This is a genomic window from Dyella sp. NPDC103356 (genome assembly GCF_055584465.1).
Map to the genome: position 1 here is coordinate 371,089 of NZ_JBVJLZ010000002.1, position 14,104 is coordinate 385,192.

Annotated in this window: 16 protein-coding genes; 9 read left to right on the top strand and 7 right to left on the bottom strand. The window is 63.2% G+C overall.

Annotated features, from left to right (window positions below):
• The first annotated feature begins 30 nt into the window (after window positions 1–30).
• The 5 genes from dnaX (at window position 31) to ACZ6WW_RS05095 (ending at window position 3,538) form a co-directional block, all read left to right on the top strand.
• The gene (gene dnaX / locus ACZ6WW_RS05075; RefSeq protein ID WP_465273243.1) at window positions 31–1,704 is read left to right on the top strand and encodes a DNA polymerase III subunit gamma/tau; all 1,674 of its coding nucleotides are present in this window, start codon (window positions 31–33) and stop codon (window positions 1,702–1,704) included.
• A gap of 40 nt (window positions 1,705–1,744) precedes the next feature.
• On the top strand, window positions 1,745–2,068 hold the full coding sequence (locus tag ACZ6WW_RS05080) for a YbaB/EbfC family nucleoid-associated protein (RefSeq protein WP_281848356.1): 324 nt from the start codon (window positions 1,745–1,747) through the stop codon (window positions 2,066–2,068).
• Between the two features lie 97 nt (window positions 2,069–2,165).
• Window positions 2,166–2,768, top strand: coding sequence for a recombination mediator RecR (recR, locus tag ACZ6WW_RS05085; protein WP_465273244.1), 603 nt, complete (start codon window positions 2,166–2,168; stop codon window positions 2,766–2,768).
• A gap of 2 nt (window positions 2,769–2,770) precedes the next feature.
• On the top strand, window positions 2,771–3,172 hold the full coding sequence (locus ACZ6WW_RS05090; RefSeq protein ID WP_465273245.1) for a GNAT family N-acetyltransferase: 402 nt from the start codon (window positions 2,771–2,773) through the stop codon (window positions 3,170–3,172).
• A gap of 21 nt (window positions 3,173–3,193) precedes the next feature.
• Complete coding sequence (locus tag ACZ6WW_RS05095; RefSeq protein WP_281848359.1) at window positions 3,194–3,538, top strand: histidine triad nucleotide-binding protein; 345 nt, start codon at window positions 3,194–3,196, stop codon at window positions 3,536–3,538.
• Window positions 3,539–3,650: 112 nt separating this feature from the next.
• Here the strand turns inward: ACZ6WW_RS05095 and ACZ6WW_RS05100 are convergent, their stop codons facing one another.
• From ACZ6WW_RS05100 to ACZ6WW_RS05115, 4 genes are read right to left on the bottom strand one after another with little or no spacing between them, the layout of a single operon-like run.
• Window positions 3,651–4,232: a Slp family lipoprotein gene (locus ACZ6WW_RS05100; RefSeq protein ID WP_465273562.1), complete on the bottom strand. Its 582-nt coding sequence runs from the start codon at window positions 4,230–4,232 to the stop codon at window positions 3,651–3,653.
• A 49-nt stretch (window positions 4,233–4,281) separates the two neighbouring features.
• Window positions 4,282–6,252 (bottom strand): transglutaminase TgpA family protein, encoded by a 1,971-nt coding sequence (locus tag ACZ6WW_RS05105; RefSeq protein WP_465273246.1) that lies wholly within the window; start codon window positions 6,250–6,252, stop codon window positions 4,282–4,284.
• Window positions 6,249–7,208, bottom strand: a complete 960-nt coding sequence (locus ACZ6WW_RS05110) for a DUF58 domain-containing protein (protein ID WP_281848361.1) — start codon at window positions 7,206–7,208, stop codon at window positions 6,249–6,251. The genes ACZ6WW_RS05105 and ACZ6WW_RS05110 overlap by 4 nt, the downstream gene beginning before the upstream one ends.
• The gene (locus tag ACZ6WW_RS05115) at window positions 7,208–8,149 is read right to left on the bottom strand and encodes an AAA family ATPase (protein WP_281848362.1); all 942 of its coding nucleotides are present in this window, start codon (window positions 8,147–8,149) and stop codon (window positions 7,208–7,210) included. Before ACZ6WW_RS05115 ends, ACZ6WW_RS05110 begins: the two co-directional genes overlap by 1 nt.
• 41 nt (window positions 8,150–8,190) lie before the next feature.
• Here ACZ6WW_RS05115 and ACZ6WW_RS05120 point away from each other — a divergent pair, with 41 nt between their 5' ends.
• Window positions 8,191–9,783 carry an ArnT family glycosyltransferase gene (locus ACZ6WW_RS05120; RefSeq protein ID WP_465273247.1) on the top strand — a complete coding sequence of 531 codons (1,593 nt, stop codon included), beginning with the start codon at window positions 8,191–8,193 and terminating at the stop codon, window positions 9,781–9,783.
• Here ACZ6WW_RS05120 and ACZ6WW_RS05125 read toward each other — a convergent pair.
• The 3 genes from ACZ6WW_RS05125 to ACZ6WW_RS05135 all read right to left on the bottom strand — a co-directional run bounded on the left by ACZ6WW_RS05125 (window position 9,780) and on the right by ACZ6WW_RS05135 (window position 12,076).
• Window positions 9,780–10,964, bottom strand: coding sequence for an RDD family protein (locus ACZ6WW_RS05125; RefSeq protein ID WP_465273248.1), 1,185 nt, complete (start codon window positions 10,962–10,964; stop codon window positions 9,780–9,782). The genes ACZ6WW_RS05120 and ACZ6WW_RS05125 overlap by 4 nt on opposite strands.
• A gap of 75 nt (window positions 10,965–11,039) precedes the next feature.
• Window positions 11,040–11,624 carry a Maf family protein gene (locus ACZ6WW_RS05130; RefSeq protein WP_465273249.1) on the bottom strand — a complete coding sequence of 195 codons (585 nt, stop codon included), beginning with the start codon at window positions 11,622–11,624 and terminating at the stop codon, window positions 11,040–11,042.
• Window positions 11,621–12,076 carry a hypothetical protein gene (locus ACZ6WW_RS05135; protein ID WP_465273250.1) on the bottom strand — a complete coding sequence of 152 codons (456 nt, stop codon included), beginning with the start codon at window positions 12,074–12,076 and terminating at the stop codon, window positions 11,621–11,623. The genes ACZ6WW_RS05130 and ACZ6WW_RS05135 overlap by 4 nt, the downstream gene beginning before the upstream one ends.
• Window positions 12,077–12,216: 140 nt before the next feature.
• Here ACZ6WW_RS05135 and ACZ6WW_RS05140 point away from each other — a divergent pair, with 140 nt between their 5' ends.
• From ACZ6WW_RS05140 to ACZ6WW_RS05150, 3 genes are all read left to right on the top strand, one after another.
• On the top strand, window positions 12,217–12,735 hold the full coding sequence (locus ACZ6WW_RS05140; protein ID WP_465273251.1) for a YceD family protein: 519 nt from the start codon (window positions 12,217–12,219) through the stop codon (window positions 12,733–12,735).
• Between the two features lie 18 nt (window positions 12,736–12,753).
• Window positions 12,754–12,948, top strand: coding sequence for a 50S ribosomal protein L32 (gene rpmF / locus ACZ6WW_RS05145; protein WP_281848368.1), 195 nt, complete (start codon window positions 12,754–12,756; stop codon window positions 12,946–12,948).
• 171 nt (window positions 12,949–13,119) lie between these two features.
• Complete coding sequence (locus tag ACZ6WW_RS05150; RefSeq protein WP_465273252.1) at window positions 13,120–14,094, top strand: beta-ketoacyl-ACP synthase III; 975 nt, start codon at window positions 13,120–13,122, stop codon at window positions 14,092–14,094.
• Window positions 14,095–14,104 lie beyond the last annotated feature (10 nt).

Genomic DNA, 14,104 nt, shown 5'->3' on the forward strand with positions numbered 1-14,104 from the left:
CAATCGTCCTTCGCCCCAAGGTAATAGCGAATGTCCTATCAAGTCCTAGCCCGCAAATGGCGTCCCCGTAAATTCGCCGAACTGGTCGGGCAGGAGCACGTGGTACGCGCGCTTACCAATGCGCTCGACAACGGACGCATGCACCATGCCTACCTGTTTACCGGCACGCGTGGCGTCGGCAAGACCACGATCGCGCGTATTTTCGCCAAGTCGCTCAATTGCGAGCGCGGCGAATCGGCCGATCCCTGCGGCGAGTGTGCGGTCTGCACGGCGGTCGACGCGGGACGCTTTGTCGACCTGCTGGAAATCGACGCGGCCAGCAACACCGGCGTGGACGACGTGCGCGAGGTGATCGAGAACGCGCAATACGCTCCCGCCCGCGGCCGCTTCAAGGTGTACCTGGTCGACGAGGTGCACATGCTCTCCAAGCCGGCTTTCAACGCCTTGCTCAAGACGTTGGAAGAGCCGCCGCCGCACGTGAAGTTCCTGCTCGCCACCACCGACCCGCAAAAGTTGCCGGTGACGGTGCTGTCGCGCTGCCTGAAGTTCAATCTCAAGCGCCTGCTGCCGGACCAGATTTCCGGGCAGATGCGCCATATCCTCGGCGCCGAGAATATCCAGTACGAAGACAGCGCCATTGTCGAGCTGGCTCGCGCCGCCGACGGTTCGCTGCGCGATGGGCTGTCCTTGCTCGATCAGGCCATCGCCTATGGTGGTGGTGCGCTGCAGGCCGATGACGTGCGCGCCATGCTCGGTAGCGTGGCGCGCGGACAGGTACTTGGTCTGCTGGAGGCGTTGGCTGTCGGTGACGGCCAGCAGCTGTTGAACGAATGCACACGCATTGCCTCGTTCTCGCCGGATTTCGGTGGCGTCCTGGACGATCTGGCCGCCGTGCTGCACCGTCTGCAACTGATTCAACTGGTGCCGGGCTATCGGCCCGAAGGTGGCGATGCCGACGACAGCGCGCTTGTTGCGCTGGCCGAGCGCCTGATGCCCGAGGACGTGCAGCTTTATTACCAGATCGCCACGGCGGGTCGCCGCGACCTGGCGATTGCCCCCGATGCGCGTACCGGTTTTGAAATGGCGATGCTGCGCATGTTGGCCTTCCGTCCGGCCGATGGCGGCGAAGCGCCGCGCCGTGAACGTCCTGCCGCTGCTCCCGTCGCGCGTCAGGCCGAGCCACCGGCACCGCGTGCGGCACCGCCGGCACCCGTGGAACGACAAGCCGCTCCACCGATGGCTCGACCCGAGCCGGTGGCTGCGGCGCCTGTACCTGCGCAGGCACCTGCACCACGTGAGGTGCCGCGCGATGCGCGTGGCCTGCCGGTGTGGGAAGCCCTGATCGAACAGGCGGGCTTGCGCGGACCGCTGGGCCAGTTGGCCCAGAACGCGCATCTGCGCGAGCGCGATGGTCAGACGCTGGTCATGGGGCTGCAGTCGGCGCATATGCATTTGGCCGTGGAACCGATGGTCAGCCAGATGGAAGAACGCATCAGCAACGCGCTGGGCGAGCGTATTCGGTTGCGTTTCGTCAACGACCAGAGCGTTGCCGCGCATACGCCGGCTGCGCGCGCGGCGAACGCGCGCGAAGAAGCGCAGTCGGCCGCCGAGGCATCCATCGACAGCGATCCGCTGGTGCAATCCTTGAAGCGCGAGTTCGGCGCCAAGGTGGTGCCGCAATCGATCAAACCCTTCGAGCCGTAAGCGCTCGTTACCGATAAAACCTGAGTCACCGGAGAAGATCATGAGAGGACAAATCGGCCAGCTGATGCAGCAGGCGCAGCGCATGCAGGAAGACATGAAGCGCGCGCAGGAAGAAATCGCCAAGCTCGAAGTCACCGGCAGCGCCGGCGGCGGCCTGGTCACGGTGGTGATGAGCGGTGCGCACGAAGTCCGCCGCGTCACCATCGACCGCAAGCTGTTCGCCGACGATCCGGAAATGGCTGAAGACCTGGTAGCTGCTGCGATGAACGATGCGGTCAACAAGGTTGCCGAAGCGAGCAAGTCGAAGCTGGGTGGTGTCACGGCAGGCATGAACTTGCCGGCCGGGTTCAAGATGCCGTTCTAAGAGCAGGAGAGAGTGGAGAGGAGTGAGTAGGCACTCGCTAGTCCTCACGTTTCGCTTTCACTCACTTCTCACTCCTGATCACTCACTACTGGGTTTTATGTCTTCAAGCTCCCCCCTCCTTGCCGATCTCATCGAAGCGCTTCGTTGTTTGCCCGGCGTGGGGGGCAAGAGTGCGCAGCGAATGGCGTTTCATCTGCTGGAACGCGAGCGCGAGCGTGGCCTGAAATTGGCCGGCGCGCTGGAACAGGCGATGCGTCGCATCGGCAACTGCAGCCGCTGCCGCAATTTCAGCGAGGATCCGGTCTGCAGCCTGTGTGCGAGTACTAGCCGCGATCGCCATACGCTGTGCGTGGTCGAGTCGCCGACGGATCTGGCGGCGATCGAGCAGGCGACCGGTTTTCGCGGTCAGTATTTCGTCTTGCTCGGACGTTTGTCGCCACTGGACGGCTTAGGTCCGGAAGAGCTGGGCCTGGGTCAATTGAACGAGCGGTTGGCCGAAGGCGAGGTCGAGGAATTGATCATCGCGACCAATCCCACCGTGGAAGGCGAGGCGACCGCACATTACCTTGCCCAATTGGCGCACCAGGCCAAGGTACGGCCCAGCCGGCTCGCGCATGGCGTACCGCTGGGCGGCGAACTGGAATACGTCGATCGCGGCACGTTGGCGCATGCCTTCGGCAGCCGGCAGGACGTGGACTGACGATGCCCGTACTGACGTTGGAAATCCCAGGGTCCGATGAATACCGCGCGCTGCGTGTGGCGGCGCGTCTGAGCGCCAAGAGCGCCGAAGCCGCCGACGCCGGGCTCAAGAACAGCTGGGCTTCGGTGTGCGTGCGCGACAACGGCGAACTGATCGGCATGGGGCGTATCGTCGGCGATGGCGGTCTTTTTCTGCTGGTGGTCGATATCGCGGTAGCGCCTGCCTGGCAGCGCAAGGGCTGGGGCGCGAAGATCATGCAGGCCTTGATGGACGAGCTGCACGCCCGTGCACCCAAGAGCGCACATGTCGCCTTGATCGCCGACGGGACCGCGTCCCAGCTTTACCAGCGTTTCGGCTTTACGATGTCGGCGCCGGGCGCGCACGGCATGCAGATGCGCCTGTAAAAATCATTGAAGGAGCAGCTTGTGGGCGACACCATTTTCGGCAAGATCATCCGTCGCGAAATTCCCGCGGACATCGTTTACGAAGACGATGACGTACTGGCGTTCCGCGATCTCAATCCACAGGCACCGGTGCACGTGCTGTTTATTCCCAAGCGCGCGATCGCCACGCTGGATCAGGCCACGGCAGCGGATGCGGAGCTGCTGGGCAAATTGTTGCTTGCCGCGGCGGCGTACGCGCGTAGCGAAAACCTGGCCGAGCAGGGTTACCGCACGGTGATCAACTGCAACGAGCACGGCGGGCAGACGGTGTTTCATCTGCATGTGCATTTGCTGGGCGGCCGACAGATGCATTGGCCGCCGGGCTAGAGCCAGAAGTGAGTGGAGAGGAGTGAGGAGTAAGAGAAAGGCATGTTGCTCTCACTCACATCCCAAAAAGAAACGCCGGCTTTAGGCCGGCGTTTCTTTGATCGCATGCCGCTTACTTGGATGGCCCACGCGGTACCACGATCACCCGGGTCGGGCGATAGTAACCGCCGCCCCAGTACGGACCCCACGGACCACCCCAATACGGGCCCCAGCCCGGACCCCAGAACGGGTCGTAATAAGGGTAGGGGGAGACCGCCACGCGCTTGGGCCACAGGTAGACCACGTCGGCCTCGACGCGCGGGTAGGCGTAGTCGTATTCGCCTACCTTTTGCGACACGGTGCCGTGCAGCGTACCGGTGACGGTCACTTCACGACCTCGCGAGAAGACCTCCGGGTCGTAGAAGCCCGCACGACAGGCTACAAAACGCCCGCCGCCTTCGGACTGACTACGCCCTTCAGGACGGGCTTCGCTGTCGAGCGGACGCGACATCAGGTAGAAGCAGGTCTCTTGCGGACCCGGTTCCGTCTTGATGATCTCGCCGCCCCAACGGACCTTGCTGCCACCAGCGCCGCCCTGCTGGGCCTGCGAGGTGGATATATCGGTATATGTGCCTTGCAACGGTTGGGGAATCGTTGCGCAGGCGGCCAGCGTGGCAGTCATGGCTGCCAGGGCCATCGTCTTGTACATGGGCATGATGGCTTTCTCCTTTGGGGCCGGAAGCATGCTTATCCTCCTAACACCTTCATTTGACCACGCGGCGTGGTCGAAAATCCCGTACGGCTCGCCGAAAGGCGCGCAGCGATTCAGGGGGCGGTTCGTCATGGGCGTAGCGCAGGTCGAGATAGCTCCTCATCAGCTGTTCCAGCCTGTCGCGCTGATGGGGCAGGGCCCTGGCAGCACGACTCAGGTAATGCTGCGGTCCCTCGCTGTGACGGCGTATGACATCAACGCCGGCCAATTTGTGCTCCAGACGCGCCATGGCCGCTCGAAGCGGATCGGTTTCGCGCTGTCGCCACAAAGCCCATACAAGACCGATCATGGCAAACAGCACGCAACCGATGGCCAGCAGCAACCCAAGTTTCTCGGCATCGGTTTCGGCAATGCCCAGTGGCGACAGCAGGCCGCGCTGACGTAGCGCGCTGAAGCCGATAACGCCTTGGTTCCACCAACGGTTGACGACGTCCCAATGGTTGCGTGCATCACGTAACCATTCGCTACCAAACCAGTTTCCCTGATCGCCTGCGACAGCGGCCGCACCCAGGCTGACGCGATCGGGTCGTACTGCGGCGGTGGGATCGACGCGCACCCAGCCGCGTTCGGCGATCCACACTTCGCCCCAGGCATGTGCGTCCGATTGCCGCACCAGCAGATAGTTGCCCAGGCCGTTCCAGTAGCCACCCTGGTAGCCGGTGACCACGCGCGCCGGAATACCGGCAGCGCGCATCAGTATCGTAAAAGCTGACGCATAGTGTTCGCAGAAACCTTCGTGCGTGGAGAACAGGAAGTCGTCCATCGCATCGCGCCCCAATGGTGAAGGCGCCAGCGTGTAACGGAACACACCGTTGTGGAACAGGGTCAATGCTTCGCGCACGATGGCGTTGGTGTCGTCGCCATGACGCTGACGCCAGCTTTGCGCCAAGGCGATCGTCTTGGGATTGAAGCCGTCGGGCAGTTGCAAGGCGCGTCGCCGCGAGCGGTCGTCCAGCACCGGTTGCAGGCGATAGGAGAGCGCCGATTCCATCGAATAGGTCAGTGCGTCGTTGACCGGTCGGCTGGCGACGACTTCGCGATCGCCGCCAAGTTGCCCTTGCGGCGGTGCCTCGACCGGCACGTCCATGGCAGGCAGCACTGTCTGCCCGCTAGGTTCCAGGCTGATCTGGTATTTGATCGTGTGCTCGGCGATCAGGGATGCCGGCTCGCGCGGATAGTCGGCATAGGCCCAGCTGCGGCCGTCATAGCGCCACATGACGTAGGCGCGAAAATAGCGCGTGCTGTTTGGCGGTGGCGTGCCGTCGAAGCTGACGCGCATGGCGGGACGATCGTCGGTCAGCAGGTCGGCGAAATCGCCCGGTGACATGCGGTCGCTCAAGCCGGTGCGCGCTTGTGACGAAGGCGGTGCACCCCACAAGGGCGAGCTCAGTCGGGGTACGGCGACAAAGGCGAATAGCGCAAGCGGCAGCGACAGGCCGAGCATGGTGAGCACGGGCAGGAGCTCGCGCTTGAGCGATACCGCTACGCGCGCGGGTTCCAGTGCGCGCAAGGCTGCCAGCGCGGGCAGCAGGCCGAGTGCGACCAGGAAGGTAATGACCATGCCCTGGTCGAACAGCAGCGCGGTCATCAGCGCAAAGCAGGCGAAGGCGATGCCCACGCGCGCGTCGCGCGCCGTTTCCGATTCGAGCAGCTTCAATACCAGCAGGCCGACTGCGAGCGCGGCGCCGGCTTCGCGCCCGAACAGGCTGCCGTAGCTGGTGATGATCGCGATGGCCAGCAGACCCAGTAGCGGCAGCTTGAGGTAGACCGGCGCGCGTCCGGGTTGCTCGCGGCGCTTCCACCAGCGCCAGCCAAGCAGCAGCGCCAGCACCACGCTCAGCCAGATCGGCAGATGCCCGATATGCAACACGAACACGCTGGCGATGGTCACGCACAGGAGATCGAATGCACGGTTGTCGAGCGGCTGTTCGTGACGGCTGGTCCGGCGCAGGACGAATTTCATGGCATGCGCGCCAGTGCGTTCATGCAACGCTCGTAATGCGATCGACCGCGACCGGAAGGAATGTCTTCTTCGGGCAGCCACAGGCTGCTGGCGCGCCCGGCGTTTTCCGCTTCACCGACCCAGCGTGCCAGGCGCTGTATACGCGACTCGTTATCCAGGTGTTTGACCACCCGCCAGTCCAGTTGCCAGTCCTGGCGACCTTCGGGCTGCTCGAATTCCTTCACCAGCAGGCTGTGGTGACGGGCGCTGACCTTCCAGGCGATATGCCGCATTGGATCGCCCGAGTGATAGTCGCGCAGCGCTGCCAGATCGTCACCGCGGCGCAGCTGGCGACGCTGATCTTCGTCGCTGGATGGCAGATTCGGCGGCGGTCCCATGGCTTCCGGACGCGGCCATACCAGTACCTTCTGTTCCGGATACACCCAGCTCCAGGCCCGAAACAATCCGAATGGCCAGGTGCTCCAGATCTTGATGCGCGGCAGCGGCTGCCAGCCGCGCTCGAAAGTGGGCATCGGCAGATCGATGTGTATTTTTTCGTTTGCCTGCAAGGCAAACGCGCGCGACTGGCCGTCGATGTCCACGCGCACGCTCTGATAGATGCGCCCGTTGCCGGAAAAATGCAGTCGTACCTCGATCGGTTCGCCGGCGATCGCGTGCCCCGACTGTATCGTCGTCAGTTGCAAGCCGTTCAAGGTGCGGAACGCGACCAGCATGCTCGACGATGCCGCTGCACCGAGCAGGCAGGTCAGCAGCAACGCAGCGTTGTTGGCGTAGTTCAGTGCGCCGACCAGCATGACGATCAGCAGTACGCAAAAACCCATACCGAAAAACGAAGGCACGATGTAGATGCGGCGGCGATGCAGCCGGATCGGCAGGGACTCGGCACGTCGATAACGCGTCAACGCCGGCAGCCGGCCCTCGGCCCAGCGCTGTAGACGCCCCAGGGCCTCTTGCATCAGTTGACCGCCACCTCGGCGAGCAGGCTGCGCGCCAGCGTATCGCCGGTCGCGCCACGTGCGGGCACCAGGCGATGCGCAGCGAGCGCCACGAACAAGGCCTGGACGTCTTCGGGAATTACATGGCCGCGGCCGGTCAGCCACGCCCATACGCGGGCTGCGCTCAACAGGGCCAGGCCGGCACGCGGTGACAGGCCGACGCGAATGTCGGGATGTTTGCGACTGGCGGCAAGCAGAGCCTGCAGATAGTCGAGCAGGGCCGCGCTGGCATTCACCGTTTGGGTTTCGCGTTGCAAGGCCGAGAGGTTGGGGCCATCCAGCTGCGGTTCGAGCTGTGCCAGCAGATCGCGCCGATCGCTGCCGACCAGCAAGGCGCGTTCGGCCGCCGCATCGGGATAGTCCAGCGACACGCGCAACATGAAGCGATCGAGCTGCGAATCGGGCAGCGGGAAGGTGCCGTTGAGGTCGAGCGGGTTCTGCGTGGCCACGACGAAGAAAGGCTGTGCCAGCGTATGCGTCTGACCGTCTACGGTGACCTGACCTTCGGCCATCGCCTCGAGCAGGGCGCTTTGGGTTTTCGGCGTGGCACGATTGATTTCGTCGGCCAGCAGCAGGCCGGTGAAGATCGGGCCGGGATGAAAGCGGAACTGCGCGGTCTCGCGCTCATAGACGCTGACCCCGATAATGTCCGACGGCAACAGGTCGCTGGTGAACTGCACGCGCTGGAAATCGAGCGCGAAGCTGGCGGCCAGTGCATGAGCCAGGGTGGTCTTGCCGACGCCTGGGACATCTTCGAGCAGGAGATGGCCGCCGGCGATCAGGCAGGTAAAGGCGAGTTTCACCTGGCGGGGCTTGCCGAGCAGTACGCGATTGACCTGGGCCATGGCGGCATCCAGGCGGGAGCGTAAGGTTTCGTCGTGGAGCGAAGTAATGGCAGACATGGGCGATGGGCGACCGGCAGTGGCGGGACGGGGGAGATCGCGTGCGTGAGGAAAGCAGTGTAGCGGTCGAACTCAGGCGCTGGCGAGACGCTTTTGTCACGGCGTTCGTCGGCCTGCTGGCGATCAAGCTGCTGATTGCCTGCACGCTGTCGCCGTTTGGCGACGAAGCGTTCTATTGGATGGAGAGCCGTCGCCTCGCATGGGGCTATAGCGATCTGCCGCCTCTGACCGCTTGGTTGATCCGGTTGGGCGAGAGCGTTGCCGGTCACAGCCTGATCGGTATGCGCTGGCCGTTCCTGCTGCTGGGAGGTGTGCTGCCCTGGCTGGTCGTGTGGTTTGCCCGCGAAGCGTTCGATCGACGGGCAGGGTGGCAGGCTGGCCTGTTGTGTCTGGCGCTGCCCCTGGCGGGTAGCCTTGGCGTACTGGCGTTGCCGGATGTGCCCCTGACCGTCGCGATCATGCTTGCCATGCTGGCGCTATTGCGCGCGATGCGCGGCAACCGGTTGAGCGACTGGATGCTGCTCGGATTGGCGCTGGGCATGGCATGGGCGACGCATTACCGCGCCGCCATGGCGATGCTTGCCGGCTTGCTGCTCCTGCTCGTCACCGAGCGTGGACGTCTGCAATGGCGTCGCGGCGGCCTCTGGCTGGCGTTATTGCTCGCTGCGCTGGGGCTGGTGCCCCTGGCGATTTCCAATTGGCAGCAGCGCGGCGCCGGTATCGCTTTCCAGCTGGTCGAACGCAATGCATGGCAGTTTCAGCTCGATGCGCTGGTACAGCCCCTGGAGCAGGCCGTGGCGTGTACGCCGTTGCTGTACGGCATGCTGTTGTGGGCGGCATGGATGTGCTGGCGTCGTCGCAAGGAGGGCGCGCCCTGGGATCTGATTGCCGTGGTGTCGCTCAGCTTTATCGTGCTTTATTTCGTGCTGGGGCTGTTTGCCGACGACCTTCGCTTTCGTGCGCATTGGCCTTTGCCGGGTTATCTGCCTCTGCTCGCGGCCTTGCCCGTGCTATGGCGGGCGCAGGCACAGAAGCGCGGCTGGCGCCGCTTTGCGTGGCTTGCCTTTGCGTTGACGGCGATAGGGCAGTTGAGCGGCATGGCTTATCTGGGTTTGGCGGCATCGCGCGATGGCGCGGCAGCGTTGGCGTCGTTCAAGGCATTTCCCTCCAACTTCGTCGGTTGGCGCGAGAGTGGCGATAGCGCACGCGAGTTATTGCGAGACAAACCTGCGGTATTGATCGCCGATAATTTCATGCTTGCCGCGGAGCTCGACTTCCAGCTGGGCGGCGAGCGACCCGTGTATTCGTTGGATAGCCCGCTCAACGTAAAGCATGGCCGCGCGCCACAGCTCGCCGTGTGGCGACTGGATGAAACCGGGCTCCGTAGTGCACATGCGGGCGAGCCGGTGTTGCTGGCCGTCGACGAAACGGCCTTGCGCGAACGCGAGCGTGGCGCCTGGCTGGGCACCGTTTGTAACCGTCTGATCGATATCCAGCCGCTCACGCGACTGGATCTGTTTGCAGGCCGCAAACGTATCGCTTTTTACGTGGCGCGCGTGCCTGATGCATCATCGTCGCCGTTGTCGAACGATGTGGCGCGCTGCCTGGTCTGGCAGCGCGCCGTAGCGCCTTAGCGGCACTGTTGCGGCAGATAGCGGGCCGATAAATCGGAGGAACATTTCCATTCCAGGCTATCGGTCCCAGCTGACGTGCTTAACCATAGATGCTTGCCATCGATGGCGCTGCTGGTCGAATGGATCGTTACCTGCAAGGCGCATTGATGCGGATCGTTATTGAACGAACCGATAGTGATCGCGCTGACGGATTGGTCCGCATAGGCATCGGCGTCGCGCAGGCCGGCTTCTCCGTTGACCGGGCAGCGCTGTTCGGTTCGATAGGCTGCGGCAAACGTCGGTTTCAGTGCTTCCGCGCTCATGTAGGCGCTAGCCACCTGGCTGCGCATGACATAGCTCTGATAGGAGGGAATGGCGATCGCTGCAAGCATCGGTACGATGACGAAAAACACCAGCAGTAGAATGCACACGGCGGCGATCGCGCCGGAGCCGCCATTTTTCTGCCGTTCGGGATGCTGCGTATAAGCCCAGCGATCGACTACCAGGGTGCTCGCAAGCATGTCGTGCAAGGCCTGCTTGCGTGAGGTGAACAGGCTTATTAGATAGCCGATGCAGAGCAGGAAGCCGGAAAGTATGCGACCGAACCAGCGGCCGATGGCGCGGCCCCAGCCGATCGGCTTGCCCTCCAGGTCGGTGACCTTGATGCCCAGTGCACGCTTGCCGAAGGTGGCCTGATGCGATGAACTTTCCTGCACGCTCGAATACAGCAGCGATAGAAGAAACATCGCCGGATAGATCCACAGAAAGTATTGCGGCTGCATATGTCCGGAGGCCGCGCCAATCATCGCCAGCACGACGACCAGCACGATGCTGATGACCCAAAGAATCAGCGAATCGAGCATCAGCGCGAGAAAGCGGCGCGCGAAGCCGCCGTAAATCACTTCGTTCGAGTTTGTCGCATAGGCCCAATCCGCCACAAAGCCGGAGGGGCTGGTGGCAAAGGGATTGGTTTCGACCAGGTCAGGTGGTGTCGGCGGCAAGGGCGGTGTCGCTGCGGTCGGTGGCTGCAGCTCATGCGCCATCGACGACAGCGGCTGCCACTGCGCAAGACCTTCGCGCCATACCAGGCTGGTCGGTCGCAAGCGCCCCTGTGCGATGACCTCCAATAGCTGCTGTTGCGACATCGGCCCTTTTCTCTGGCCGAGCAAATCCACGAAGTACCAGGTGACTTCCTTCTGCATCGTTGGTTTCCCCCTATAGGAAGCCTCACGATAGGCGAAGTCCTTGCGGGTGTCATCGGGGGCTGCGCAACCTTTTTACGGCACTGAAACGCCCGCTTCCCTCAACAGGCGCGTCAGCCCGATCAGCGGCAGGCCGATCAGCGCGGTGGGGTCTTCATTGTCGATCCGCTCGAACAGGCTGATACCCAGCCCTTCGCACTTGAAGCTGCCGGCGCAATCGAGTGGGTTTTCACGTGCTACATAGCGTGCGATTTCGGTTTCGTTGAGTACGCGGAACTGCACCCGGGTGTGATCGACATGGAAATAGCGCACGCCATCGCGGGTATCGAAAAGACACACGGCCGTATGAAAATGGACCTCCTGCCCGGAGCTGGCGGCCAACTGGGCGCGCGCACGGTCGGCGACCCCGGGTTTGTCCAGCACCGCGCCATGCAATTCGGCCACCTGGTCCGAACCGATCACCAGTGCATCGGCCTGGCCCGCGCCGGCGGCTTCGGCCTTGGCGATGGCCAGGCGCAGTGCGCGTTGGGCAGGTGTTTCTCCTGGCAGTGCGGATTCGTCGGTGCCCGGTGCGCGTTGCTCGAACTCGGGATAGACCCGGCGTAACAGTTCGGCGCGATAGCTGGAGGTGGAGCCAAGAATCAGACGGGGAGAGGTCATGCATCGGTCTCGCGGCGGATTTGTTCGCGCATGGCGTCGTCCAGATCGTGTTGGGCCTGGTCCAGCCCGGCCAGAAGCGGGCGGAGTCGATTACGGGCTTCGCTCATGGTCGCCACGGCCTGGTCCAGCTCCTGCTGGGTGGCTCGTGGCGCCTTGTCGCGAATCCATATGCGTTGCTGCAGCAGCGAGCGAAGCCCGGCCTCGATGGCGTTGCGGGCCTCTTTTTCGCTCTGGGCGGGCAGGTCGGGGTTGAGCGACATGACGGCGTGGGCCTGCTGCAGGCCGTTGCGGCAGTTCTTGAGGTCGATTTCCAGGCGGTCGGCCAGCTCCAGCAGGTGGCGAACGCTGCCTGTACGCCGATAAAGTCGCTGGCGGTAGGCGATAGCAATGGCGCCCACGATAGCCAGTACAATGAACAAGGTGGTCAGACCGGCCATCAGGTAGGCGTTCACGAGGGGCGTGGGCTCGAAGGCGTGTAAGGCGTTCAGTCTGCCGCATGGAGCCCGATCGACGCAAAACGATCCTTTGCCCCCGCCTTAAGCGCTTGTATGCAGTTGACTTCTCCCTTGCCTGAACCTAGAATTTCACGATTATGTCCGTGACACTGCCAGAGTCCGTGGACGCATGGCGCATGGTCGCGGCAAGGCGTTCGTTTCAAGGTGCCTTGCCGATCGCTGCTTTGCAGCGCCTCTCCGAGGTGCTCGCTGGCACGGATGGGGCGGCTCAGTACGAGTTGGATTTCGGTCGCGATGAGTTCGGTACGTCCTATCTGGACGTGCGTATTCAGGCGCCGCTCGAACTGATCTGCCAACGCTCGCTGGAGCCGTTCGTGTTGCCGGTAACGGTGGATACGCGGTTGGGCTTGATTCGTACCGAGCGCGAGGAGTCGGCACTTCCCCCGGGAAGCGAGCCGCTGCTGGTTGCCGAAGACGGCAAGCTGAGCCTCGCGGACGTGATCGAAGACGAATTGCTGTTGGCATTGCCGCTGATCCCGATCAACCCGGAAAGCAGCCTGCCGGAAGAAGTAGTTGGCCTTGAGCCGGAGCAATCCGCGGCTGAGGGTCGTCCCGATAACCCGTTCGCGGTCTTGCGCGAACTCAAGAAAAACTGATTTAGCTGGAGACTTGCCATGGCCGTTGCCAAGAGCCGCAAAACCCCGTCCACCCGCGGCATGCGTCGTTCGCACGATGCGCTGAAAACCGTGCAGCTGGCCACCGACCCGACCAGTGGCGAGGTGCATCTGCGCCATCACGTCACCAAGGACGGCTACTACCGTGGCAAGAAGGTCATCCAGACCAACGCTTCGGTGGTCGAAGAGGATTGATCGAGCCCTGAGGGCCTGTCACCAGGCTCCCGGACTTTGGATCAGCAAAGCGGCGCGACTACGCGCCGCTTTGCGTTTTGGCGCTCAGGCAGCGTAACGTTGCCGGTTTGGCCGCCCGGTTTTTCTGGCCGACCCGCCTGGCGCGTTGCGCGCCCCGTAACTGGATAGTCAATGGCTCCGATCTACTCTCGTATCGTCGCGACCGGCAGCGCGCTGCCCGAGCGCGTACTGACCAATGCCGACCTGGAAAAATTCGTCGATACCAGTGACGAATGGATTCGTACCCGCACGGGTATCCGCCAGCGCCATATCGCCGCCGACGGCGAAACCACCGGCGATCTCTCCACGCTTGCCGCGCAACGTGCGCTGGATGCCGCAGGCATCAAGGCGTCCGAAATCGATCTGATCGTGCTGGGCACGACCACGCCCGATATTATTTTTCCGTCCACCGCCTGTCTGGTGCAGCATCGTCTGGGTGCCAACGGTTGCGCTGCGTTCGATGTCAATGCCGCCTGTTCGGGTTTCGTCTACGCGTTGGGCGTGGCGGACAAGTTCATCAAGACCGGTTCGGCGAAGAAGGCTTTGGTGATCGGTGCCGAAACGCTGACTCGCATGATCGACTGGAATGAGCGCGAGACCTGCGTGCTGTTCGGCGACGGCGCGGGCGCGGTGGTATTGGAAGGCAGCAGTGAGCCGGGCATCTACGCCACCTGCCTGCACGCCGATGGCGGTCACAAGGAACTGCTGTACAACCCGGTGGGCGTGTCCGCCGGTTTCACGGACGAACCCAACCATGGCGTGCGCATTCGTATGGCTGGCCGTGAAGTGTTCAAGGTGGCGGTGAAGACGCTCGACGCGTTGGTCGAAGAAACGCTCAAGGCGGGCGGGATGGATGCCGCGCAGCTCGATTGGCTGATCCCGCATCAGGCCAATCTGCGCATCATCGAAGCAACCGCCAAGCGCCTGAACATGTCGATGGAGCAAGTGATCGTCACCGTCGACCAGCATGCCAATACGTCGGCCGGTTCCGTGCCGCTGGCGCTCGATCATGCGGTGCGTTCGGGCAAGGTGAAGCGGGGGCAGAACCTGCTGCTTGAGGCGTTTGGTGGTGGATTTACGTGGGCGTCGGCGTTGTTGCGTTATTGATCATTACCCT

Excerpts from the sequence above, each read along its gene's own strand:
- ACZ6WW_RS05110 (WP_281848361.1), bottom strand. The coding sequence starts at position 7,208 with ATGCAAGAGGCCCTGGGGCGTCTACAGCGCTGGGCCGAGGGCCGGCTG.
- dnaX (WP_465273243.1), top strand. The coding sequence starts at position 31 with ATGTCCTATCAAGTCCTAGCCCGCAAATGGCGTCCCCGTAAATTCGCC.
- ACZ6WW_RS05130 (WP_465273249.1), bottom strand. The coding sequence starts at position 11,624 with ATGACCTCTCCCCGTCTGATTCTTGGCTCCACCTCCAGCTATCGCGCC.
- recR (WP_465273244.1), top strand. The coding sequence starts at position 2,166 with ATGTCTTCAAGCTCCCCCCTCCTTGCCGATCTCATCGAAGCGCTTCGT.
- ACZ6WW_RS05125 (WP_465273248.1), bottom strand. The coding sequence starts at position 10,964 with ATGCAGAAGGAAGTCACCTGGTACTTCGTGGATTTGCTCGGCCAGAGA.
- ACZ6WW_RS05080 (WP_281848356.1), top strand. The coding sequence starts at position 1,745 with ATGAGAGGACAAATCGGCCAGCTGATGCAGCAGGCGCAGCGCATGCAG.
- rpmF (WP_281848368.1), top strand. The coding sequence starts at position 12,754 with ATGGCCGTTGCCAAGAGCCGCAAAACCCCGTCCACCCGCGGCATGCGT.
- ACZ6WW_RS05115 (WP_281848362.1), bottom strand. The coding sequence starts at position 8,149 with ATGTCTGCCATTACTTCGCTCCACGACGAAACCTTACGCTCCCGCCTG.
- ACZ6WW_RS05090 (WP_465273245.1), top strand. The coding sequence starts at position 2,771 with ATGCCCGTACTGACGTTGGAAATCCCAGGGTCCGATGAATACCGCGCG.
- ACZ6WW_RS05100 (WP_465273562.1), bottom strand. The coding sequence starts at position 4,232 with ATGCCCATGTACAAGACGATGGCCCTGGCAGCCATGACTGCCACGCTG.
- ACZ6WW_RS05150 (WP_465273252.1), top strand. The coding sequence starts at position 13,120 with ATGGCTCCGATCTACTCTCGTATCGTCGCGACCGGCAGCGCGCTGCCC.
- ACZ6WW_RS05140 (WP_465273251.1), top strand. The coding sequence starts at position 12,217 with ATGTCCGTGACACTGCCAGAGTCCGTGGACGCATGGCGCATGGTCGCG.
- ACZ6WW_RS05105 (WP_465273246.1), bottom strand. The coding sequence starts at position 6,252 with ATGAAATTCGTCCTGCGCCGGACCAGCCGTCACGAACAGCCGCTCGAC.